The organism is Dyadobacter sp. OTU695, assembly GCF_038440355.1.
In the GTDB taxonomy this organism is placed as follows: Bacteria; Bacteroidota; Bacteroidia; order Cytophagales; family Spirosomataceae; genus Dyadobacter.
The window spans coordinates 40,150-62,371 of record NZ_JASATN010000003.1 but is presented as its reverse complement, the minus strand read 5'-3'; the positions used below and the strand labels follow the sequence as shown (position 1 = coordinate 62,371).

At 49.0% G+C, this 22,222-nt stretch carries 22 protein-coding genes and 1 tRNA gene; 14 read left to right on the top strand and 9 right to left on the bottom strand.

What is annotated here, in order from left to right; genetic code table 11:
* Positions 1-110: 110 nt before the first annotated feature.
* The 3 genes from AAHB90_RS08240 to AAHB90_RS08230 form a co-directional block, all read right to left on the bottom strand.
* Complete coding sequence (locus AAHB90_RS08240) at positions 111-1,361, bottom strand: OmpA family protein (protein WP_342084460.1); 1,251 nt, start codon at positions 1,359-1,361, stop codon at positions 111-113.
* 84 nt (positions 1,362-1,445) lie between these two features.
* Positions 1,446-2,198 carry a DUF5672 family protein gene (locus tag AAHB90_RS08235; protein ID WP_342084459.1) on the bottom strand — a complete coding sequence of 251 codons (753 nt, stop codon included), beginning with the start codon at positions 2,196-2,198 and terminating at the stop codon, positions 1,446-1,448.
* Between the two features lie 20 nt (positions 2,199-2,218).
* A complete protein-coding gene (locus AAHB90_RS08230; protein WP_342084458.1) occupies positions 2,219-3,196 on the bottom strand; it encodes a glycosyltransferase family 2 protein in 978 nt (325 codons plus the stop codon).
* A 111-nt stretch (positions 3,197-3,307) separates the two neighbouring features.
* Between AAHB90_RS08230 and AAHB90_RS08225 the strand changes: the two genes are divergently transcribed.
* The 6 genes from AAHB90_RS08225 to AAHB90_RS08200 all read left to right on the top strand — a co-directional run bounded on the left by AAHB90_RS08225 (position 3,308) and on the right by AAHB90_RS08200 (position 9,540).
* Entirely contained in the window at positions 3,308-3,859 is a 552-nt protein-coding gene (locus AAHB90_RS08225) for a hypothetical protein (RefSeq protein WP_342084457.1), read from the top strand.
* A 15-nt stretch (positions 3,860-3,874) separates the two neighbouring features.
* Positions 3,875-4,669, top strand: coding sequence for a nicotinamidase (locus AAHB90_RS08220; protein ID WP_342084863.1), 795 nt, complete (start codon positions 3,875-3,877; stop codon positions 4,667-4,669).
* A gap of 73 nt (positions 4,670-4,742) precedes the next feature.
* Positions 4,743-7,631 carry an excinuclease ABC subunit UvrA gene (gene uvrA / locus AAHB90_RS08215; protein WP_342084456.1) on the top strand — a complete coding sequence of 963 codons (2,889 nt, stop codon included), beginning with the start codon at positions 4,743-4,745 and terminating at the stop codon, positions 7,629-7,631.
* 51 nt (positions 7,632-7,682) lie between these two features.
* A complete protein-coding gene (parS, locus tag AAHB90_RS08210) occupies positions 7,683-8,117 on the top strand; it encodes a type II RES/Xre toxin-antitoxin system antitoxin (protein WP_342084455.1) in 435 nt (144 codons plus the stop codon).
* Between the two features lie 11 nt (positions 8,118-8,128).
* Positions 8,129-8,584, top strand: a complete 456-nt coding sequence (locus AAHB90_RS08205) for an RES family NAD+ phosphorylase (RefSeq protein ID WP_342084454.1) — start codon at positions 8,129-8,131, stop codon at positions 8,582-8,584.
* A 119-nt stretch (positions 8,585-8,703) separates the two neighbouring features.
* Positions 8,704-9,540, top strand: a complete 837-nt coding sequence (locus AAHB90_RS08200) for a fumarylacetoacetate hydrolase family protein (protein WP_342084453.1) — start codon at positions 8,704-8,706, stop codon at positions 9,538-9,540.
* A 62-nt stretch (positions 9,541-9,602) separates the two neighbouring features.
* On the opposite strand, the gene AAHB90_RS08195 is transcribed toward AAHB90_RS08200, so the two are convergent.
* The 4 genes from AAHB90_RS08195 to AAHB90_RS08180 form a co-directional block, all read right to left on the bottom strand.
* Positions 9,603-9,992: a hypothetical protein gene (locus AAHB90_RS08195; protein WP_342084452.1), complete on the bottom strand. Its 390-nt coding sequence runs from the start codon at positions 9,990-9,992 to the stop codon at positions 9,603-9,605.
* 329 nt (positions 9,993-10,321) lie between these two features.
* Entirely contained in the window at positions 10,322-11,632 is a 1,311-nt protein-coding gene (der, locus tag AAHB90_RS08190; protein WP_342084451.1) for a ribosome biogenesis GTPase Der, read from the bottom strand.
* A 66-nt stretch (positions 11,633-11,698) separates the two neighbouring features.
* Positions 11,699-12,625 (bottom strand): GTPase Era, encoded by a 927-nt coding sequence (era, locus tag AAHB90_RS08185; RefSeq protein ID WP_342084450.1) that lies wholly within the window; start codon positions 12,623-12,625, stop codon positions 11,699-11,701.
* Positions 12,626-12,669: 44 nt separating this feature from the next.
* Positions 12,670-14,625, bottom strand: a complete 1,956-nt coding sequence (locus AAHB90_RS08180; protein ID WP_342084449.1) for an LTA synthase family protein — start codon at positions 14,623-14,625, stop codon at positions 12,670-12,672.
* Between the two features lie 108 nt (positions 14,626-14,733).
* On the opposite strand from AAHB90_RS08180, the gene AAHB90_RS08175 reads away from it, so the two are divergent.
* The 8 genes from AAHB90_RS08175 (at position 14,734) to AAHB90_RS08140 (ending at position 20,608) form a co-directional block, all read left to right on the top strand.
* Positions 14,734-14,806: transfer RNA gene (locus AAHB90_RS08175), tRNA-Met, on the top strand.
* Positions 14,807-15,024: 218 nt separating this feature from the next.
* Positions 15,025-15,249, top strand: a complete 225-nt coding sequence (locus AAHB90_RS08170) for a hypothetical protein (protein ID WP_291204448.1) — start codon at positions 15,025-15,027, stop codon at positions 15,247-15,249.
* 124 nt (positions 15,250-15,373) lie between these two features.
* The gene (locus AAHB90_RS08165; RefSeq protein WP_342084448.1) at positions 15,374-16,792 is read left to right on the top strand and encodes a hypothetical protein; all 1,419 of its coding nucleotides are present in this window, start codon (positions 15,374-15,376) and stop codon (positions 16,790-16,792) included.
* Between the two features lie 124 nt (positions 16,793-16,916).
* Positions 16,917-17,075 carry a 50S ribosomal protein L34 gene (rpmH, locus tag AAHB90_RS08160; RefSeq protein ID WP_015813300.1) on the top strand — a complete coding sequence of 53 codons (159 nt, stop codon included), beginning with the start codon at positions 16,917-16,919 and terminating at the stop codon, positions 17,073-17,075.
* 111 nt (positions 17,076-17,186) lie between these two features.
* Positions 17,187-17,603 (top strand): ribonuclease P protein component, encoded by a 417-nt coding sequence (locus AAHB90_RS08155; RefSeq protein ID WP_342084447.1) that lies wholly within the window; start codon positions 17,187-17,189, stop codon positions 17,601-17,603.
* 6 nt (positions 17,604-17,609) lie between these two features.
* Entirely contained in the window at positions 17,610-19,262 is a 1,653-nt protein-coding gene (locus tag AAHB90_RS08150; protein WP_342084446.1) for a S41 family peptidase, read from the top strand.
* 41 nt (positions 19,263-19,303) lie between these two features.
* Positions 19,304-19,999 carry a tRNA (adenosine(37)-N6)-threonylcarbamoyltransferase complex dimerization subunit type 1 TsaB gene (tsaB, locus tag AAHB90_RS08145; protein ID WP_342084445.1) on the top strand — a complete coding sequence of 232 codons (696 nt, stop codon included), beginning with the start codon at positions 19,304-19,306 and terminating at the stop codon, positions 19,997-19,999.
* Positions 20,000-20,074: 75 nt separating this feature from the next.
* Positions 20,075-20,608, top strand: coding sequence for a DUF2480 family protein (locus AAHB90_RS08140; RefSeq protein ID WP_342084444.1), 534 nt, complete (start codon positions 20,075-20,077; stop codon positions 20,606-20,608).
* Here AAHB90_RS08140 and AAHB90_RS08135 read toward each other — a convergent pair.
* Together AAHB90_RS08135 and AAHB90_RS08130 are read right to left on the bottom strand one after the other, a co-directional pair.
* Entirely contained in the window at positions 20,569-21,195 is a 627-nt protein-coding gene (locus tag AAHB90_RS08135) for a ribonuclease HII (protein WP_342084443.1), read from the bottom strand. The genes AAHB90_RS08140 and AAHB90_RS08135 overlap by 40 nt on opposite strands.
* Positions 21,195-22,214 (bottom strand): vWA domain-containing protein, encoded by a 1,020-nt coding sequence (locus AAHB90_RS08130; RefSeq protein WP_342084442.1) that lies wholly within the window; start codon positions 22,212-22,214, stop codon positions 21,195-21,197. Before AAHB90_RS08130 ends, AAHB90_RS08135 begins: the two co-directional genes overlap by 1 nt.
* Positions 22,215-22,222: the final 8 nt, after the last annotated feature.

The following is a 22,222-nucleotide window of genomic DNA, read 5'->3' as shown; positions in this document are numbered from 1 at the left end:
TTTGCATAGTGCATTTGCACTTCGACTTCGCTCAGTGTGACATACCCGTCCTTCGATAGCTCCAAGGATGACATACCACCCCTCGATCGCGCTCCTGGGCGACATTAGTACTACATTTCCGTAATCACAAACTCCACCCTGCGGTTCTTTTTCCGCTCTTCTTCGCTGCCTTTTTTCAGCGGTCGCGTTCCGCCGTAGCCTTTTGCTTCAATACGGCTGCCTTCAATGCCTTTTTCGATCAGATAATTTTTTACTGCCTCAGCACGCTGACGGGAGAGTTCGAGGTTTTTGTCAAAATCACCTACATTGTCGGTGTGGCCTTCGACACGGATCTTGACGGTCGGACTATCCCGCATGACATCTACCAGCCGGTTCAGTTCTTCGTAGGATTCCGGAAGAAGCATGTATTGCGAGGTTTCGAAATAGATATTTGGAAGCAGGATCGTCTCACCTACGATCAGAGGTGTTAAATACACATCCTGATCGAAAGATCTGCCCGTAGAATCGCCCGGCGCAAGGCTGAACGATGAGCCGTAATAGCCCCGGGCCATTACACGAAATTTATATCGTTCGCCTGCATCGACACCCACGCGGTATTTCCCGGATGACGAACGGATTTGCAGTGTATCACCACCCTCAATGTAGGAGATTTGCGAGGCAATTGGCTCCTTCGATTTCGCATTGTAGACCGTTCCTTTCAAAACCGCCATTTCGGCCTCTTTCTTCGCAGCCGGAGCCGGGTTTAGAGGTGCTTTTGCAGCTGGCTTGGCTGCCGGCTTTTTAACGGGCGGTGTCGTCGCTTTCGCTAAGGGCTTCGACGACTTTTCAGGCTGCTTTTTGAGCGGGTTCTTGACGTGGACTCCGTAAAAATTCCAAGACTGGGTTCCCTGCGAGCTTCGGCCTTCATAGAAATCGAATTCCTCGATTCCGGGCGTGAGTCTTTCAAAATAAGCTACAAAATCGACGGTATCACCGTTAGCGACACTCGTTCTGGTGGTTGTAGTGATGTTTTCGGCCCTGATAAACTTAAATTTTTTATCGATTTCACCGGGTTTGTAAAGCCGGGTTTCCGGATCAAGCCAGATCTGGCTCTGGCCTATACCCTGCTGTGGAACCTGCGGAATGCGCGAGTCGGGGAATGGCGACGTCCTTGGTTGCGAGCGGAACTGCGGCCGCTGGTTTTTAGGCTCGGTAAACTGGAGGTAAATAATTGTATTGGCGTCCGTCAGTTCTACTTTCTTGATTTTCACATAGGGAACCGACGACTCCTCTACCTTGGGATTCTCAGTAATTTGCCCGAAGCTGGTATGGATTGACAGTAAAATGGCTCCAAAACTGGCCGAAAGCAACTTGAAATTCATAGCGATATTGGGGTTTTGACTAAATATCAGCAAGAACGTCCGAAAATCGATGATAGTTTGTTAAAAATTGTTAAACGCAGAAAGTCACTGGTTTACAGGGATAAATGGAACCCAAAAAGCCGGATCGTAGCGTTCCCAGGCATGGCAGGCAAAGGGCAGTTGGTGGTTCGTAAGCTCATAACTTGCGGCCGGGCTTTTCTCGAATGCAAAATGTAATGCTTCGGCCCAGTTGGGCAACTTCATGAAGATCTTCATTGGTTTGAGTCGCGTTGCTTCCTGGCAGAAAAGCATGTCTTCATTACCTTTCCAGGATGGATAGAAGAAGTTGTAAATCTTCAGATAACGTAGGAATGCTGAAATTCTCCGCAGGGAAAGGCCTCCATTCAATACGATGCGATGGGCCGACAATGCATTAGCAAAATCCTGGGCAGATTCCGCGGGAATGGTGTCGAACGCTGGCTGATGAAGGGACGGCGCGCCCAGATAATCATACCCTTTGGCACACCATTCACTAAGCTCGTCCCGGAAAACAAATGCGTCGAGCTGGTAAATGAGGATGTATTCGTAGGCAGTGAAAGTTCTGTAAAAATCAGTGGACACCATTAACCGGTTATAAGCGTCGACGTCGGCGAAAAAGGTGCTATCGAAAGACTGAAATCTAAGCGCCGGGCATTGATGCTGCAACGCCGAAAGGTCGAGACCGGCCGGTTTAACCACAATCACCGGATAGTTGCCCAACACAGCCATGCATTGTTGCAACGACATTTGCTCAGCATCCGTCAGGTTTGCCTGATACACCGGTATTACCACCGCCACCAACGACTTTTTTTCAGCCATTTTAAATACTAATCCAGTTCCTATTCAAGTAAATCGCCCACGGCAGGCAGCCACCAGTCTTTGCTACTGAACCGGTAATAACCGCGCAGCAGCTGGCTCAACACCGGTGTAAGTCGTTTGAAACGACTATCCGGCAGTGACGCCCGGGTGTAAAAATGCTTTTGTGAAAGATACAATTTGATCAGCTTCTCGCGCGGAACAAACGGAAGCGCACGAAGGAGCAGATAGAGCTCATGCAGCTTATCGGCCTTTTCCTTCAACGGGACGAGCTTCAATTTCCGGTCGCGTTTCAAACGGTGGGCGAGCTGCACTTTCTCGACCTTATTGCCAAATCCCACCTGCTGGCTGGAATGAATTCGGTACGAAATCAGGGGTTCGGGGATAAAATCTATCTTGTTTTCCAGGCTCAATACCATGGCTATCCAGGCGTCGTGAATGAGGTCCTGCACGTGGGTTGGGAAGGGCATGAGTCGCTGGAGGCACGATTTGCGTAGCGCCAGCGTGGCACCTGTTACCACAAACCCGTTAAAGAGTATTTCATGCGGTCTGCCACTCTCCCAGATCTCCTGCCGTGACCTGTCAAACTCGATTTCCTGCCAGATAGTCCTGCCGGTCGGTTCCGAATCGTCATTGATCATTTCCGCGTCGCTGAACACCGCATCGAGCTCGGGGTGTGCATCCAGGAACGCAAGCTGCTTCTGCACCTTATCTTTTCGCCAGCGGTCGTCCTGATCGCAGAGAAAAATCACGTCGCCTTCGCAGAGTGAAAGACATTTCTCAAAATTCCTGGTCGAGCCCAGATTCTGCTCGTTCACGTGGATGCGAACGGGGAATTTGCTGGTAGCAGCGAAAGATTTTATGATTTCAATAGTGTCGTCCTTAGATCTGTCGTCACATACAACCAATTCGTCCACCGAAACCGTCTGATCAGCAATGCTCTTCAACTGTTCGGGCAGGAACTTTGCCCCGTTGTAAGTACACATAGCCACTGAAATCATAATGTGTATCTGTATTTTATATTTTTGTAAAAGCTTCCCGGCCTTTTTTATAGGCCATAAAGTTACGTGGTTGAGCCGGGAATTAAACTAAAAGTTATTAAAAGCACCCGAATGGCTTTACCTGAACAGCTCAAAAAGGCGATTATCCAGATGCCTGCGAAAGAAAAGGATAAATTGCTCCTGAGGCTGATTACCAAAGACAAAACCCTGAGCGACCGCCTGCATTTCGAACTGATCGAGGACAGCTCCACCATTCCCGAAAGAAGGGAAGAGCTTATGGGACGGATTGTACGGACATCGAAATTTAACCAGAATACGCCCGGTTGGGTACTGACGGACATGCGTAGTCTGAGCGCGGATATCGCTTACCATGTGAAGGTTACGAAAGATAAAATCGGCGGAATCGAGCTGAATATCTTTCTTCTTAATACATTCCTGGAAGGCTATTCCGACATTCTGAGAACCTACTCGTCCCGCGCTGATACCTGTGCATTATACATTGCCAAAAAGGCCCAGGTAATCCTCAACGGCGTCAGCAAACTCGACGAAGATTACAGGATCGATTATATTAAGGACACGAACCGGATGCTGCAACTCGTTTACAGCCTCTGTTCCAAAATGTACGCCCGGCAAATGGAGCTGCCACACGAGCTGGAATTTTAACACACCCATTTCATGATGAAAAAGACCGCATTGCTGATCATCGACGCCCAATATGATTTCTGTAATCCTAACGGGACTTTATATGTGCCGGGCGCCGGGAAGGACATGGAACGCATTGCCAGCCTCATTGCGCTGGAAGGCGATAAAATCGATTCGATTTTCCTGACGCTCGATACCCACCAGGTGCTCGATATGGCACACCCGCTCTTCTGGGAGGACCAGAACGGCAATACGATCGCGCCATTTACGCTCATTTCGGCCCAGTCGGTGGAAACAGGTAAATGGGTGCCGCGCTATCACCGTGAATATGTTTTAAAATACCTGCAAACACTGGAAGCCGAAGGCGAATTCCAGCATTTCATCTGGCCGGAGCATTGCCTTATCGGTTCCAAAGGTGCGGCAATCGACGACACGCTCATGCATTCCGTGCTCGCGTGGGCGCACCGCACCCGCCGCAACTACCACACGGTGTCGAAGGGCATTAACCCTCTTACCGAGCATTTCGGCGTTTTTAAAGCACAGGTACCCGTGACCAATGCCCCGGAAACGGAGCTGAATGAACGTTTTTTGGCGGACCTCAATGCATTCGACCAGGTACTCGTCGCCGGCGAGGCGCGCTCCCATTGCGTAGCGACCAGTGTCCGGCAAATCGTGAAATATGCCCCTGAATTAGCGAAAAAAGTCATCGCGCTCACAGACAGCATGTCCGACGTTCCCAACTTCGGACATTTCGCCGATCCTATATTTGAAGAAGCAGCGAAAAGCGGCCTGAAATTTATGAAAGCGGGTCAGGTTTTTAAAGAAAACTAAATACCGAGGCTTTTGGTTATAATAGTATCACATCATCATTCAAACTAATATCATAATCACCGATAACCCCGCTATGATGCAATTAGCTGTGCCCCGGATCGAGGCCGATCAGTTCGATGAACTGGATCCGAGACAATACATCCTGATCAAAGGTGCCCGAGTAAATAATCTGAAAAATATCGATGTGGCGATCCCGCGTAACAAGCTGGTCGTCATTACAGGCCTTTCGGGCTCCGGAAAATCGTCGCTTGCCTTCGATACGCTGTTCGCGGAAGGCCAGCGGATGTATGTGGAAAGCCTCAGCAGCTATGCCCGGCAGTTCCTCGGCCGTATGGAAAAGCCGGAAGTGGAGTACATCAAGGGCATTTCACCGGCCATTGCCATTGAGCAAAAGGTGAATACCCGCAATCCGCGATCGACCGTCGGCACTTCCACGGAAATTTATGATTATCTCAAACTGCTTTTCGCGCGCATCGGGCGCACCTATTCGCCGGTTTCGGGTGAAATTGTAAGAAAAGACTCGGTTACCGACGTGGTGAACTACATGCTCGCGCACGACGAGGGCACACGCGTGATGATCCTCGCGCCGTTACTCATTCGAGATGGCCGCTCTCAGATGGAGGAACTTACAATACTACTTTCCAAAGGGTATAACCGCATTGTGCTGAATGATGAGGTGGTTTCTATCGAAGATATCCTCGAAAGCCCCGAGCAGTTTCCCCAGGCCGGCAACCAGGTTTTCATCCTCATCGACCGCGCCGCGATCCGCCACAACGACGAAGACACGCAATACCGCCTTTCCGACTCCGTACAAACAGCGTTTTTTGAAGGGGAAGGCACTTGTACAGTACATATTGTAGGTAGTGAAAAAAGGTTTTTTTCTGACAAATTCGAACTCGATGGCATTACATTCGAGGAACCGACCGTCAATCTTTTCAGCTTCAATAACCCTTACGGTGCCTGCAAAAGGTGTGAAGGTTTTGGTAAAATATTGGGCATAGATCCCGATCTGGTCATTCCTGACAAGAACCTATCGGTATACGACGGTGCCATAGCGCCCTGGCGTACGGAGAAAATGGGCGAATGGCTGATCCCGCTCGTCCGCAATGGCGTGAAATTCGATTTCCCAATCCACAGGCCTTACAAAGACCTCACTCCCGCTCAAAAAGAGTTGCTTTGGACCGGTAACCAATATTTCCAGGGAATCAACGACTTCATTTCGGAACTCGAATCCCAGACCCATAAGATCCAGTACCGTGTGATGCTCTCTCGCTTCCGCGGGCGCACGACCTGCCCCGATTGCCGCGGTTCGCGTCTGCGGAAGGACGCTTCCTACGTCAAAATAGGCGGCAAATCCATAACCGACCTGGTTTTGATGCCTATCCAGGATGTTTCGGGATTTTTTAAACAGCTCGGACTAGGCGACCACGACCGGCAGGTGGCACGACGCGTTCTGACTGAAATTGAATCCCGCCTGGATTATATGAACCGCGTCGGACTCGGTTATCTGACTTTAAACCGGTTGACCAGCACATTATCCGGCGGCGAATTCCAGCGCATTAAGCTCGCTACTTCGTTAGGAAGCGCATTGGTGGGCTCGATGTACATTCTCGATGAACCAAGCATCGGCTTGCATCCGCGCGATACGCAACGGCTCGTAGGCGTGCTCGAATCTCTCCGCGACCTGGGTAATACCGTGATCGTCGTAGAACACGAGGAGGAAGTAATGCACGCGGCAGACCAGATCATTGATATCGGACCGGAAGCCGGAACCGGTGGCGGCCATGTGGTTTTTCAGGGCAGGCAGAGCGACATCGCTGCTTTGAAAAGCGATGGTCACAGGGTCAGCAATAGTCAGGAGGTCATTGACGGTCAGGAAGTAAATGCGCAGTCGCATACTTTGGATTTTTTGCTTGGAAATGATTCCATTCCGATTCCTTCTGTGAGACGAAAATCGCTGCACTTTCTTGAAATCAAGGGCGCGCGGGAGAATAATCTGAAAGAGCTGGACGTCAGAATCCCTTTGAATAACCTTACCGTCGTCACCGGCGTGAGTGGTTCAGGAAAATCTACATTGATCCGTAAAATCCTTTATCCCGCATTAATGCGCATCAAAGGCGAATTTAGCGAGGATGTAGGAAGGTTCGACGAGCTGACAGGCAGTATCGACCGCATCGAAGCAGTGGAAATGATCGATCAGAACCCGATCGGGAAATCGTCACGCTCGAACCCGGTTACATATATCAAAGCTTACGATTATATCCGGCAGATGATGTCGGAACAGCCACTTTCGAAAGCGCGGGGCTACAAACCTTCGCATTTCTCGTTCAACGTCGACGGCGGCCGCTGCGAAATATGCCAGGGGGAAGGCCAGGTGAAGATCGAAATGCAGTTCATGGCCGATATTTACCTCACTTGCGAGGGCTGTAACGGAAAGCGTTTCAAACAGGAAGTGCAAGAAGTGAAATACCACGACAAAGACGTGGCCGAAATCCTGGATATGACCGTCGATGAAGCCATCGAATTTTTCAGGGAATCGGAGCCGAAACTGGCTGATAAGCTGCTTCCGTTGCAGGAAGTAGGGCTCGGTTATGTGGGGCTCGGGCAGTCGTCTAACACACTGTCCGGCGGTGAAGCGCAGCGTGTGAAACTGGCTTCGTTCCTGGGCAAAGGTTCTTCCAACAAAGGAAAAACACTCTTTATTTTCGACGAACCGACCACCGGTTTGCATTTCCATGACATTAAAAAGCTCCTCAAAGCCATCAATGCATTGGTAGAACAAGGCGACAGCGTGATCATCATCGAGCACAATATGGAAGTCATCAAAAGCGCTGACTGGATCATCGATCTCGGTCCCGAAGGCGGCGAAAACGGCGGGCAGCTCACATTCGCCGGCACACCGGAAGAGATGGTGAAACTGGAAGGGAACTATACTGCGGACTTTTTGAAGGAAAAGATTTGAAATACGACGTATGTCACTTAACTTAGTGACATACGTCATTTATAGCACGCTATGTCAACGCCACCTATCCGGTTTTTCGAAGAAGAATTCGTTCCCTATGGCAAACAGCCTGCATCGGAGTTTCTTGTTGTTAAAACATCACGCGAAGGAATTATGCGCGCTGTTGCCGATGAAATAGCTGACCTTGTGGGCCTGACAGACAATGAAATCGCTCACGTACTCGGCATGACGCCACGTAACCTGCATCGCATTCAGGGCGATAAAAGGCTTGGTACCGATGCTTCCGAGCGGCTTTTGCTGCTTCGCAATGTGCTTATTCATGCGCTGGATACTTTCGATGGCCGGGAAAACGTGGTCAGGCATTGGCTACGAACACCAATCTCCGCGCTGAATGACCAGTCGCCCTTGCAAATGATGGATACGGTGACGGGCTTTGGGCTGGTGGATGATGTGCTTGGCCGCCTGGATTACGGTTTACCCGCCTGACAGCGCTGCCTATGCCTTTGGTATACAGGATTACGCGTGAAAAATTCCGGCATGATGCACTTTCTACCGAAGGCAGCCGTCTTTTCGGTGCGCGCTGGAACCCAAAAGGAGTTGGCGTGCTTTATACCACTTCCACTCCCGAACTCGGACTTGTCGAAACCCTCGCACACGCGCCCGGCGTGCGCTATGAGGACCTTCCCGAATACTGGCTGTCATCTATTGAAATCCCCGACGACATCAAACGCTATTCTCGGAATGACCTGCCCGCTTACTGGCAGGATAAAACCTATGGCCGGACGCAATTCTGGCTAAGAGACTGGCTCATCAAACCCGACGTACTGGGTGTCGGCATACCGTCGGTCATCGTACCTTTTTCTTACAATATCATTCTCCATCCCGATCATCCACTGTTTGGAGATATCAAACTCCTCGACCAGGAGCCCATACCGATCGACCGCCGCCTGTAGCGCAGCTGATGCCTCCATATTCCCGCATATTTAGTGGCCTGAAACACTTTCCTGTCCGTATTTAACAGTAAAGACACCCGATCGGGGACTTATTCAGGCAAAACCAAAATCTGCATTTCATGAAGTTATATAAGACCGAAAATGGCATCCTCCTTGAAAACGAGGACATTTTCTACCGCCTCCACGAAACCGACTGGGACGTTGTCGTGAACAGGAACAACCTGTACGAATGGCTGGAAAATCAGACTCAAAACCTTATCGCGCTGACATTCAGTGAAGATTTCCCGATGCCGGACGCACTGGCGCCTATCGGGTCTCAGGAAGTGTGGGCTTCGGGTGTAACCTATTTCAAAAGCCGCACGGCACGCATGGAGGAATCCGAAAAAGCAGGCGGCGGAAGTTTCTACGACCGTGTGTATGAAGCCGAACGCCCGGAGCTGTTCTTTAAATCGACCGCCTGGCGTGTGGTAGGCCATCATGGCACAGTTCGTATCCGTAAAGATTCGACCTGGGATGTTCCCGAGCCGGAACTAACCCTGTTTGCTACATCGGAAGGGGCATTAGTGGGTTACACCATCGGAAACGACATGAGTTCCAGAAGCATTGAAGGTGAAAATCCTTTGTACTTGCCACAGGCAAAATCCTACACCGGCAGCGCCGCCCTGGGCCCTTGCCTTTATGTATTTAAAGAACAGTTCGGTACTGATACGGTGATCGACCTCTCGATCGTGCGCGGGGGCGAGGAAGTTTTTAACGGGCAGGTTACTTTGGCCCAAATGAAACGCAAACCCGAGGAATTGCTGCATTTCCTGTACCGCGAAATGGCTTTCCCGCACGGCTGCTACCTTATGACGGGGACCGGTATCGTGCCATCCTCCGACTTTACTTTGAAATCCGGTGATGTCGTTCACATTACCATCGAACCGATTGGCACCTTGACCAACACGGTAGGCTGATAAAGCAAAAAGCTGCGAGATCGACTCTCGCAGCTTTTTGCTTTTAAAATTATCGGTATTGCTTAGGAATGACCCAGTTTAGGAATGAAGGTAAAAATCACACACCTAACTGCGCTCACCAGCTTGGTTACCATTGATTCGCCTTCGCTCTCTTCGGATTCGCTTTCAAAAAATGCCGCCGGACCTTCTTCCAGGATACGCGCATTCAATGTCATAATTTCTGAACCCGACATGCTGGCGCTCGTGTTTTTGACCGCGCCCGCGTGTTTCACCTGCACAGGAGCCTTTGCCTTCAACACAGGCTTTACTTTCCGCGCGGCCGTTCTTTCAGTTACACATTCCTTGCCGGACTGCAACTTTCTGTGCGCCACAAACATGTTGTGTACATAGCCTGTTGCGCTGGCTTGCAGGCTGATGGTGACGAGCAATATTAAAATTCTGAGTGTTTTCATGGCTTGTATTCAATCGTTAAGAATTCCGGTGGAGCCGGGTGGAATTATGTGTAACTAATTGACCTTACAAATATATATGTTTCATTAGGTATCTTGCAATACATAGTACCTTGTTTTTAACATTTTTTTCGAAAATTTTTCAGAATCCTCTCAAAGTACCGTGGCTGGCCGGATAACAGATGTAAAAGTAATATAAAAGGTTGCTCGAGATTCTTTAAAAAAGACGAACCGTCGAATTTTTCGGCTGAATAGTAGTAGGTTATGGATAAAATGCGAAAGCGCCGACAAGGGAAAATCCCGCCGGCGCTTTTGAATGTATTTGTTTCAGCCTATTTCTCGCGAAAGAATATCGTGATCGGTACACCTGAGAAGTCGAAGTTTTCGCGCAAACGGTTTTCCAGGTAGCGTAGATATGGCTCCTTCACATGCTTTGGATGACTACTGAAGAAGACGAATGTCGGCGAAGGCGTCGGCAGCTGGATCATGTACTTGATATTGATATACTTGCCGCGGTGTGCCGGTGGCGGGTATTTTTCAATTTCCGCCTGCATTACCTCGTTCAGTTTCGAAGTGGTAATCTTCTTGGTCTTGTTCTGATAAACTTCCATCGCTTTCTCCATAACCTGGTGAATGCGCTGTTTTTCAACCACCGATGCGAAAATGATCGGCATGTAATTCATCGGTGCGAGCTTTTCGAGCAAGGCTTTTTTGTATTGATCGGCGGTTTTAGAATCTTTCTCAACCAGGTCCCATTTGTTGACCATGATCACAATGCCCTTTTTCGCTTTGTCGGCCTGACCGATAATGTTCATATCCTGGCCTTCAAGCCCCAATGTGGCGTCCAGGAGAACAATGCAAACGTCGGATTCCTCCATTGCTTTGACAGAGCGCAGGGTCGAGTAAAATTCGATATCCTCCTTCACCCGCGACTTACGACGGATGCCGGCGGTGTCGGTAAGGATAAACTCCATCCCGAATGCATTGTAATGCGTATGGATAGCGTCGCGCGTGGTACCTGCGATGTCGGTTACAATACTACGGTCGGTGCCGGTCAATACGTTCAGAAACGAGGATTTACCTACATTCGGGCGTCCCATGATCGCAATGCGGGGAATGCCTTCTTCCGGGTTCTCAATGCCCGCAGTTTCAAAATGCTGGATTACTTTGTCAAGCAGCTCTCCCGTACCGAAGCCGGTTTGCGCGGAAATCGCGAAAATTTCATCTCCCAAACCCAGTTCATAAAATTCCGCAGCCGACTGATAACGTTCTGTCGTCTCGGCTTTATTGGCTACGAGGTAAACCGGTTTGTTGAAACGGCGGAGCACATTTGCAAAATCTTTGTCGAGGTCGGTAAGGCCTGTCATGGTATCAACCATAAAAAGAACTACTGTCGATTCTTCGATCGCCAGTTCTACCTGGTCGCGGATCGCGCCTTCAAAAATATCTTCCGAGCCTACTACATAACCGCCCGTATCGATCACTGTGAAATATTGGTCGGTCCATTCGCCGTAACCATAATGCCTGTCCCGGGTTACGCCGCTCTGGTTGTCCATGATCGCCTTCCGGCTTTCGGTGAGGCGGTTGAACAAAGTGGATTTGCCCACGTTCGGACGACCAACAATCGATATTATATTTGCCATTTTTTATTACTATTAATATGATCCGAACGGGCCTGGCGCCTGTTCTTCATTCGTTTTATTTAAAATTTATTCCTGATAACCGAGCTGGCGCAACTTGTTTTCCTTGCTTCTCCAATCCGGTTCTACTTTTACATGCTGTTCGAGGAAGACTTTTTTTCCGAAGAAATCTTCAAGGTCCTGCCGGGCCTGCGTGCCTACTTTCTTTAGCATTTCCCCTTTTTCACCAATAATAATCCCTTTCTGGCTTTTACGTTCAACCAGAATTTCTGCACGGATCACAATGATGTCGTCCTTATCCTTAAATTCAGTGATTACTACTTCGGAGCTGTATGGAATTTCCTGGCGGTAATTCAAGAAGATCTTTTCGCGGATGATTTCCGAAGCAAAGAAACGCTCCGGCTTGTCGGTTAGTTCATCCTCATCGAAATAAGGCGGGTGGAACGGCAATCGCGTCACGATCGCGTCGAACAGCGTTCCGATGTTCGCCTTTTCCAATGCAGAAATCGGAACAATAGCCGCAGGGTGGATCTCATCGTCCCATTCCTGCATTTTTTGTTTCACCTCTTCCTCATTCGAAAGGTCGATCTTGTTCAAAACTAAAACGACAGGTGCTTCCGTTCGTTTCAGCAACGGCAGTACCTCGTGTTCGGCCGCTTTCTCCCCTATTTCCACGACAAAAAGCACCACATCGGCATCTTCCAACGAGCCTTTCACAAAGGTCATCATCGAATCGTGGAGCTTGTACGATGGCTTGATTACCCCCGGCGTGTCAGAGTATACGAGCTGGAAAGGGATTTCCTCATGCTTCCCATTCAAAATTCCGATAATGCGGTGACGGGTTGTCTGCGCTTTCGAGGTGATGATCGACATCCTTTCCCCTACGAGCACGTTCATCAGCGTCGACTTCCCGACGTTGGGTTTTCCGACAATGCTCACAAAACCAGCCCGGTGGTTACGCAACTCGGTATTGTTATTTTCGACTTTTTCTTCCATAAAACTACTTCTTCACTTTTTTGTGCTTCCCAAAAACATGGCACCTAAGGTGTTACCGTCAGCCGGTCGTCCAGCATCCTGTTCGAATATTGCTGGATAAATGCCTTAACCTGCAATTCCATAGGCCCTTGAACCTCTGGAACCCGGCCTGCAAGGTTATTTTTCAAAAGCTTGTCTTCCTGATATTTATACAAACCTACGGTTTTCCGGCCATCAAATTGCAATACGTAAGGTCCGTTGAACCATTGATACGCCCCGTCATAGTTGACGGCAAAGTTTATCGGAGGGTTCCTGAAGATGTTTTTCCCAAAGCCGAAATAGGGTTTGTCATAATGCAGATAACTCAATACCGACGGCATAATGTCAATTTGCTGGACGAGTGTCGTACTGTCGGTGCCCGCCATCAATGTATCGCCTGGTGCATAAAAAAGGATAGGCACTGAGAAATTCCCAACCGACGTCTGGTACTGCGGATAGTGCGCAAATGTGGCTGAATGGTCCGCCGTGATTACAAATAATGTATTCTTGAACCATGGCTTCGTTTTGATGGAATCGAAGAATTTCCGCAATGCATTGTCGGTATAACCCATGGTTTCGTAGATCGGCAGCGGTCCTTTCGGGAATTTGCCTTTATAGCGCGCCGGGATTTGGAAAGGGTCGTGCGATGATACCGTGAATAAGGTGCTCATAAATGGCTCCTGGAACGAATTGAGCTTTTTGGACCAGAACTGCATAAATTCCTCGTCCCAAATTCCCCAGATACCGTCATAATCCGCATCGTTGTTGTACTCGGTTTTGCCGTAATAATCTTTGATGCCGATCAGATTGGTGAAGGCCTTAAAACCCATTGAACCGTTCGGTGCGCCGTGAAAGAAAGAAGTGTGATATCCTTTGGACTGCAAAATTTCGGGCAAGCTCGGCAATTTGTTGTCGGTATAGCGGGTCAGCACAAAAGGCTCTAAAATGCCTGGAATGCTCGTGAGTACGGATGGAATAGCTTCAATCGATTTCGCGCCATTTGCGAACGAATACCAATGCACCTTACTGTGTTGCATCAGCGAGTCGATGAAAGGCGTGTAACCCTTGTAGGTCCCGTTCTCCAAATCCCGGTTGTAAGTCCCCACCATTTCCTTCCCGAAACTTTCCCAGATCAGGATCACGACATTTTTCGGACGAAATGCCGGTGTATTCGGATCGGGTGTGTGAATGGGAGAATAAACGGCATTCATTTCCCGCTCGGATTTGAAATAATCCGCACGCTGGTAATCGGATCTTTTCAATGTTTTGAAAATGCAGAAAGGCGTATTCAGTACGATGAACATCTCCTTGGGCTTCTCTACATATTCTCCCGCGTTGCTCAGCGTAATAGGCCTGGTACTGTGCAGGAAACCGCCTTTTACGCCACCAATGAACAGAAACACAGCAACGGTCATTAATACACTGTGTACGAGGAATATCTGCCAGGCTGGTCGCAACGGTTTGGATCCAACCCGCCAACGGCGCGTTATATACACCACTAATGCCACCAGCAGCATCCATACCAGCGCCACATACCAATAATGCACCAAGAAGCCGCCAAACAGCTTGTGCATGTTGTTTTCATGCGAGAATTCCTGCAAAACCGACCAGGTACTCCTTTTAATTGTAAACCGGTAGTAAATGAAGTCGGCACAGTTCGCCAGCAGCGCAATGCTGTTGGTGATGATAAAAAGATAGTCCAGAAATTTCTGAAATGCGGGCCGGTACTTGAATGTGACAGGGATCAGCGTCAGGAAAACGTAAAGGATATTAACGTACAATACCGCCACAAGGTCGAACCGCAAACCTCCCAGGAATAGCCGCGGTGCAAGTACAAGATTTACGCCCGGAAAAAAAGATTGGTTGAACAAATAGAAGAGGAGCCGGCAAATGCTGAACAAGATCATAATGCCGAGCAACCTGATCAGCAGCACTTGATGAATACGCCACCCAAAACCGGAAGCGCCTGTATATGAACTCATAAAATTGGTGTCAGTATGTTAGAGGCAAACTTTTTTGAAAAGTTTTCACAAAAATAGTTGTTTTCTCTAAAACATTTGTTGTATGTTTGCACTCCAATTCAACGACACCGCGGGATGGAGCAGTTGGTAGCTCGTTGGGCTCATAACCCAAAGGTCGCTGGTTCGAGTCCAGCTCCCGCTACACAGGCCAAAGCCACTTTCTTTCGAAAGTGGCTTTTTTGCGTTTCCAGTTTTGCCGGATTAAAAATTATTTGCCATCGGTGACATATTGTTTTACAGATTTTGGACTATATTTGAAAAAATTAAGAGTAAACATTAAATTTATTCTACAATTTTATACAACAACACCTACAAAGTTGTATCTTGCCGTTGATTTATACTGATGCCATGCAGATGATTATGACAAACCCTTATTTCTCCGGCTTCGAACATAGTGCAGCTCAAATCCGCCGTTTCCTGCAGACACACAAAACATTTACCCTTTTGCTATCAGGAGGACGTATCGTTCACCACGAGGCCGAAGATGCTATCCGTTTCAGGACCTGGCTTTTGACGCACCAGATCGAGGATGTGCGCGAATCTTTTACCAAAAACTATTCGGCTTACAACTTGATGTCAGCCTAAGCCCGGCGGCGCGTTGTCGGCTACGAAGTTTTCCCCGCCGCATCCTCACAGATGGGCATTTCTACGCGCCGGTTTAAAATAAATGTCTTATGTTTGGATACTTCTTTCACAAGGGTAACAACATATGACACATTACTTCTCCTGGCTTAAAAATCCCGACAACAAGTTAAAACTGCTTATTCTGGCATTTTTTGTCATCCTGTTCCCATTTGTAGCAGTCTCATTTTTCGCATTCCCTACGACCGACGATTACTGCCACACGTTGGCTGTTAAAGAGATGGGCTACTGGGGTTACCAGGTCCATTACTGGAAAACATGGTCGGGCCGGTATATCGGCACGCTTATTTCCGCCACACAGCCGCTCGCGTACGATTCCTACACCGGTTACAAGCTGGCGCCAATTGTACTTATACTCTTATATGTACATGCCTCTCTGAAATTTGCTGGTGCAATTACCGCAGATAAATTGCCCAGATGGCAGACCGTTCTGCTCGCATTCCTGCTCTTATTTGTGCTGATCGCCGAGCTTCCGGTCGTTTCGGGCTACTTTTACTGGTATACGGGCTACTACTACACCATCGCCGACATTGGTACGCTCTACCTGCTTGCCTATTTATTCAGAAACTACTCCACGCTTTCCATACAGAACGTCGTCATTCTCGCCCTCGGCACTATTCTGCTGGTGGGCATGAACGAATACACGCTGGTGTGGCTGGTGGTACTTTCCGGCGGATGGTTCTTTTTCAGCAGCGTCATAGCCCGCAAGTTGCAGGTGAAATATATGCTTCTCAGCCTGGTAGCATTGTCGTTTGGCGTGCTGTCGGTAACGGCTCCGGGCAATGGCGCACGGGCCGAGTCGGGACTCTATCCTACGCCTTTGAAATACAATCTTCTATTTTCGATTAAAAACAGCCTGGTCTGGGAAATCCATAATTTCTCCAAAATGGCGCCGGCATTATGTGTCCTGGCTTTGGTACTGATCCCGATCGCCTGCCAGCTTTTCAAAACCAAGGGTGAGGACGATTTTAAATTCTTCGGCGTACATCCGGCACTTTCGATACTGATCTTTGTGGGCTGTATGTACCTCAGCTATTTTCCTTCGTACTGGTCCATCGCCGAGCCGCCTAACCTGCGCGGGCAATGCGTGATCACGTTCTGGACGCTTATCGGCTGGACATACAATGTATTTGTACTGACGTGCTGGGTGCTGAAAAAAGGATATATGCAACCGCTAACGCAGAGCCCGGCCATTGCCTGGGTGGCAGGCCTGTATTTTTTCTTCCTTTTCGCGGGCAATTTCAATTACCGGTCGGCATGGTCTGATTTGCTTACGGGTCGCGCGGCACGGTTCAATCAGGAAATGCATGAGCGTACGGCTTTGGTACTGAACACCAAAGAAGAGCAGGTTTACGTACCGAAGCTCAAAAATGTGCCGTACACAATCCTCATCGTAAACGACGAAACCGACCCGGCATGGGCGTCTGTGGAGGTCAACAACGGCTGTGCGGAGTGGTTTTTCAAGAAGAAGTTTTTCTATAAATAGCCTTCCTAACCGACTATTTCTGAAAAAAATACAGAAATTTTGACTTGAATAATTTTTTTATCTACCTTTGCAAGCCAAAATTACGGGTAGACAGAGATTTATATCGCAATAATTTGATACTGAGATGAAACGTACCTTTCAACCATCGAATCGCAAGAGGAGAAACAAGCACGGATTCCGTGAGAGAATGTCCACGGCAAACGGACGCAAAGTAGTTGCTGGCCGCCGTAAAAAAGGCCGTTGGAAACTGACTGTTTCTGACGAAAAACGTCACAAGCAATAAGCTACGCTTGAAGGTTTGAGTAGAGGACGGTAGTCAGGGACGCCCAGTCTTTCATAGTCTGATAAGTTTGAGAAAACATCGAACTTATCAGACATTTTTTTCTACAAGAACTTGAAACAGACATTTGGTAAAAGCGAGCGGTTATGTAACCTCCATATCATAGGCAGGCTTTTCAAAAAAGGTAGTCCGGAGGTTCAAACGTTCTACAATTACCCATTCAGGGTGCTTTACATATACGCGCCCGAAACTCCTCCTACCCTTCCGCAAGTACTTTTCTCCGTTTCCAAAAGGCATTTCAAAAAAGCGGTCGACCGCAACCTGATCCGCCGGCGCTGCCGTGAAACTTACCGGCTGCACAAATCGACGCTCGTTTCATTACCTCCCGAAACGCGCCCTTCCTACATTGCTTTTTTGTATCTTGCAAAAGAAATAGCCTCATACGACGTTATTGAAACGGCCATGAAGCAGTCGCTCAAAAAGCTTGAAAAGCTGCCGCCCGCCTTTCTCAAAGATCAATCCAATTCCTGAACATAGATGAAAAAGTATCTTCGTTCCATTTTGCTGGCGGCTCCGGTTGTGAGCGGGCTTGCATTCGTATCATTCCGTCAGGACGACCGACTCTTCGAGATCGCGCGGAATCTGGACATTTATGCTACGCTTTTCAAGGAATTGAACGCGTACTATGTCGATGAGATCAACCCCAACCAGCTGATCAAAACAAGCATCGACAATATGCTCCGCTCGCTCGACCCTTATACGGTCTACTACGCCGAGGACGATATTGAGGATTACATGACGATGACCACCGGCAAGTACAACGGCATTGGCGCGATGGTCAACTCTGCCGATGGCAAGCATACCGTTATGATGGTGTATGAAGACACTCCCGCACAAAAAGCAGGACTGCAACTCGGCGACGAAATCACGAAAATCAACGGCATCGACCTTTCGACCCGCGAGGATTTCGATACGGGCAAACTACTCAAAGGACAAACGCAGACCAGCGTTACGCTTACCGTAAAACGATATGGCATTACCAAGCCCCTGGAAATCAACCTCAATCGTGATATTGTAAAAGTCACAAACGTGCCTTACTACGGCATGCTGAATGAGGAAGTCGGCTATATCGATCTGAAAGACTTTACAGCAACCGCTTCGAGGGAAGTACGCAATGCATTTCAGGAATTGAAAGGTAAGGGTATGAAATCGGTTGTGCTCGATCTCCGGGACAACCCGGGCGGCTTACTGAATATGGCCATCGAAATTTCCAATATATTCATTCCTAAGGGAGAAGAAGTGGTTTCTACCAAAGGAAAAGTGAGCGAATGGAACAAGACCTACACCGCTTACAATCCTGCGCTTGATACTGAAATACCGGTTGTAGTACTCACCAACAATCGTAGTGCCTCGGCAGCGGAAATCGTTTCGGGTGTCATTCAGGACTATGACCGCGGTGTTCTGATCGGCCAAAGAACTTATGGAAAAGGATTGGTCCAAACTACGCGTGACCTTTCTTTTAATACCAAAATGAAGATCACCACTGCTAAATACTATATTCCAAGCGGCCGGTGCATCCAGGCGATCGATTACAGCCATCGCAACGACGACGGCAGCGTGGGCAAGATCCCCGATTCGCTTATGACCGAGTTTAAAACCCGCAACGGACGCGCGGTGTTCGACGGCGGCGGTATTTTGCCTGATATCATTACTGAAAAGGAAAACTTCTCGCCATTGGCTGTGTCGCTTGGCCGTAACCGGCTATTCTTCGACTACGCAGTGAAATACCATTTCGAACATCCGACGATCAAGCCCGCGAAGGAATTCCAGCTTTCGGATGCAGACTACGCGGCATTCACCAAATGGCTCGGCGATAAGGAATATGACTACACCACACAGGTGGAACGCGACCTGAATGACCTGGAAGCTTCTGCTAAAAAGGAAAAATCACTGGAAGTAATTGAAGATCAGCTCAAAGCATTAAAATCCAAGCTTTCACACAGCAAAGACAACGATTTGCAGATCTTTAAACCGGAGATTAAGCAGATCCTGGAAGAAGAAATTATCAAGCACTACTATCTGGAAAAAGGCATGCGGGAAGCTTCTTTCAACGAAGATCCCGAAGTAAAAGCAGCGCTGGCACTCTTCAAGGATCCGGCCCGCTACAATCAGATCCTGAAAAAGAAATAGTATCATCCGGCCCGTCGCTCGCGGCGGGCTTTTTGTTTTATATGCTTCTACTAAGTATCGATACCTCGATCCGCGGATGCTCGGTGGCCGTGCACAATGAGACCGGCCTGCTGGCAGCTTACGATCTTTTTACCGACAAGTCATCATCGGCGATGCTCACCACGCTCCTGCGCGACAGTGTTACGCACGCGGGGTTTAACCTTTCGGACATCGACGCGGTCGTCGTTGGTAAGGGCCCCGGCTCGTATACGGGCCTGCGCGTAGGCGTATCCACCGCCAAGGGATTGTGTTATGCGCTGGACAAACCGCTGATCGCCATCAATACATTGCAGGCAATGGCCTTGCAGCTCGCCCCGTTCTTCCCGGGGTCTTTGTTGTGCCCGATGATCGACGCACGGAGAATGGAGGTTTACGCAGCTGTTTTGGACACAAAAAACGCGTTCGTTCAGGAAACACAGGCCGTGATTATGAATGATGCGTCATTTGAAGACCTGCTGGTGAACAATAGGATCGTTTTCTTTGGCGACGGCGCGGCCAAATGTAAGCCAATTCTCGAAAAGCACCCGAACGCAATTTTCCCTGCAATAGATATCAAACCATCAGCCCGGACCATTGGTCAGTTGGGTGCGATTGCATTCGCGAACGCGCAATTCGAGGATGTGGCGTCATTTGAACCCTATTATTTGAAAGACTTCATGTCGCCCGCGCCACGAAAGGCCAGTACGCTGGTACAGTAACCGGCGGATTTTATAAGGTTTGCCAAACAATCGCCCGCATTTTGTTGTTAGCCTTTTTGTAACAGGATTTTTAGAATGGAAACTGACGAAATTGTAAACCGGGTTGCTACCAGCGGCATCATTTCACTGGATTTGGAAGAGCTCTATCACCCGGGCGAGCGCATTGTTTACGATATTAAGGATAACCTCTGGCAAGGAATGATCCTTCGCGAGAAGGATTTCCGCGATTTCCTCAAAGCCCACGACTGGTCGCAGTATCAGGACAAGAATGTGGCGATCATCTGCTCGGAGGACGCGATTGTGCCAACCTGGGCCTACATGCTCCTCGCCGTACAGCTCGAACCTTATGCCAATGCCTTTGTATTTGGTGATTTAAATGCGTTGGAAGACAAACTCTTTGCCGACGCCATCGCAAAGTTGGATGCAACGGAATTTGCTGGAAAACGCGTGGTTGTAAAAGGTTGCAGTAAGGTAAATGTGCCTGTTTCGGCTTACGTAGCGGCGAGCAAACTGCTGAAACCCGTCGTACAAAGCCTGATGTTCGGCGAGCCTTGCAGCACAGTCCCCCTTTATAAAAAGCCTAAATCTTCGGTTTCCTCCACCGACTGATCGTCCTCCGCTTTTAATAACTTGAATGTCATACGGTGATAAGAACAAGGCCCGTGTAAACCGATCGCCTTCCGGTGGTGAACCGTGGGGTAGCCTACGTTCTGCTCCCAGCCATAATGCGGGAATTGCCTGGAAAGGTTTGTCATCAGCTCGTCCCGGTAATTTTTGGCCAAAACCGAAGCGGCAGCAATGGAGAGATAATGCGCATCGCCCTTGATAATGCAGGTATGCGGGATCATCGGATAAGGCGTGAAACGGTTTCCGTCGACTAGCAAATGCTCGGGGCGTACCCTTAGCTTGTCCACCGCCCGGTGCATGGCCAGGAAACTCGCTTTCAGAATATTGATTTTATCAATTTCAAAATTATCGACTTCCGCCACTGCCCAGCAGATGGATTCGCGGATGATTTCCTTTTCCAGTTCCAGACGTTGCGCTTTGGTGAGCTGCTTGGAGTCATTGAGGAAGGAATGCTTGTAATCGCGCGGCAAAATCACTGCCGCAGCCACTACCGGCCCTGCCAGGCAGCCTCTTCCCACTTCATCAAGCCCTGCCTCGACAGCATCGATATTGTAATAAGCTTTCAGCATCAATCTTCCAGAATATTGGCCATAAATGTACTCTTCGTCCCGATCGCCACAAGCAACAGCGCTACCGCCCAATAGAGGTAAACGCGGTAGTAATCCTTCACATCGCGCGACAGTACATCGCGGGATTTCACTTTTTCGAGCTGGTCGATCTGTTTGAAAACCGTTTCCAGCGCCGTGTTATCGGTAGCACGAAAATACTTTCCATTCCCGATTCCCGCAATATTTTGCAACTCACCTTCATCCATTAATGCCCCTAAACTGGCCGTAGTGTCGGTTTTCGATATTTTTTTTGGTCTGCCGACAGAAATTGTATACACTTTTACACCGAATGCATTCGCCAATTGCGCCGACGTCGTCGGGCCGAGGTTGCCGGAAGTATTATCGCCGTCGCTGATCAGGATTGCCACCTTGCTTTCGCCTGCCGTATCGCGCATCCGGTTTACGGCAACTGCCAGCGCACTGCCGATTGCCGTTCCGGGAGTAGGAATAAGGCTGGGATTAACCTCATCCAGAAAGCCGTACAACAACTCGTAATCGGTGGTCAGCGGGCAAAGCGACACCGCTTCACCGGCAAAGACGATCAGCCCGATACGGTCCTGTAACCTGCCTCTGATAAATTGGCGGGCCATTCTTTTGGCTGCCTCGAGGCGGTTGGGGCTCAGATCTTTTTCGATCATGGAGTCTGAAATGTCGAGCAGCAGCATAATATCGATTCCCTCCGAGTACTGGTCCTTCCGCTCGGAAACCACCTGGGGACGTGCCAATGCAACCAGAATGAGGGAGATCGCCAGACCGACGCAAACGGGCTGCACAAATCGCAGCAATGTGAGCCAGCTCCGCAAACCGGTTACCGAGGTATAGGTGATCGTCAGTCGCTGCTTATGTTTGCGGTGTAACGCGTTTCGAAGCCAGAAAAGGAACGGTACCAGCGGCAGCAAATAGAGAAAGTAAGGGTATACCCATTCATACGACCTTAACGTGCTGTAACCAAACCATTCCAGTGAAAACCAGTTTTCCATTCAATGAT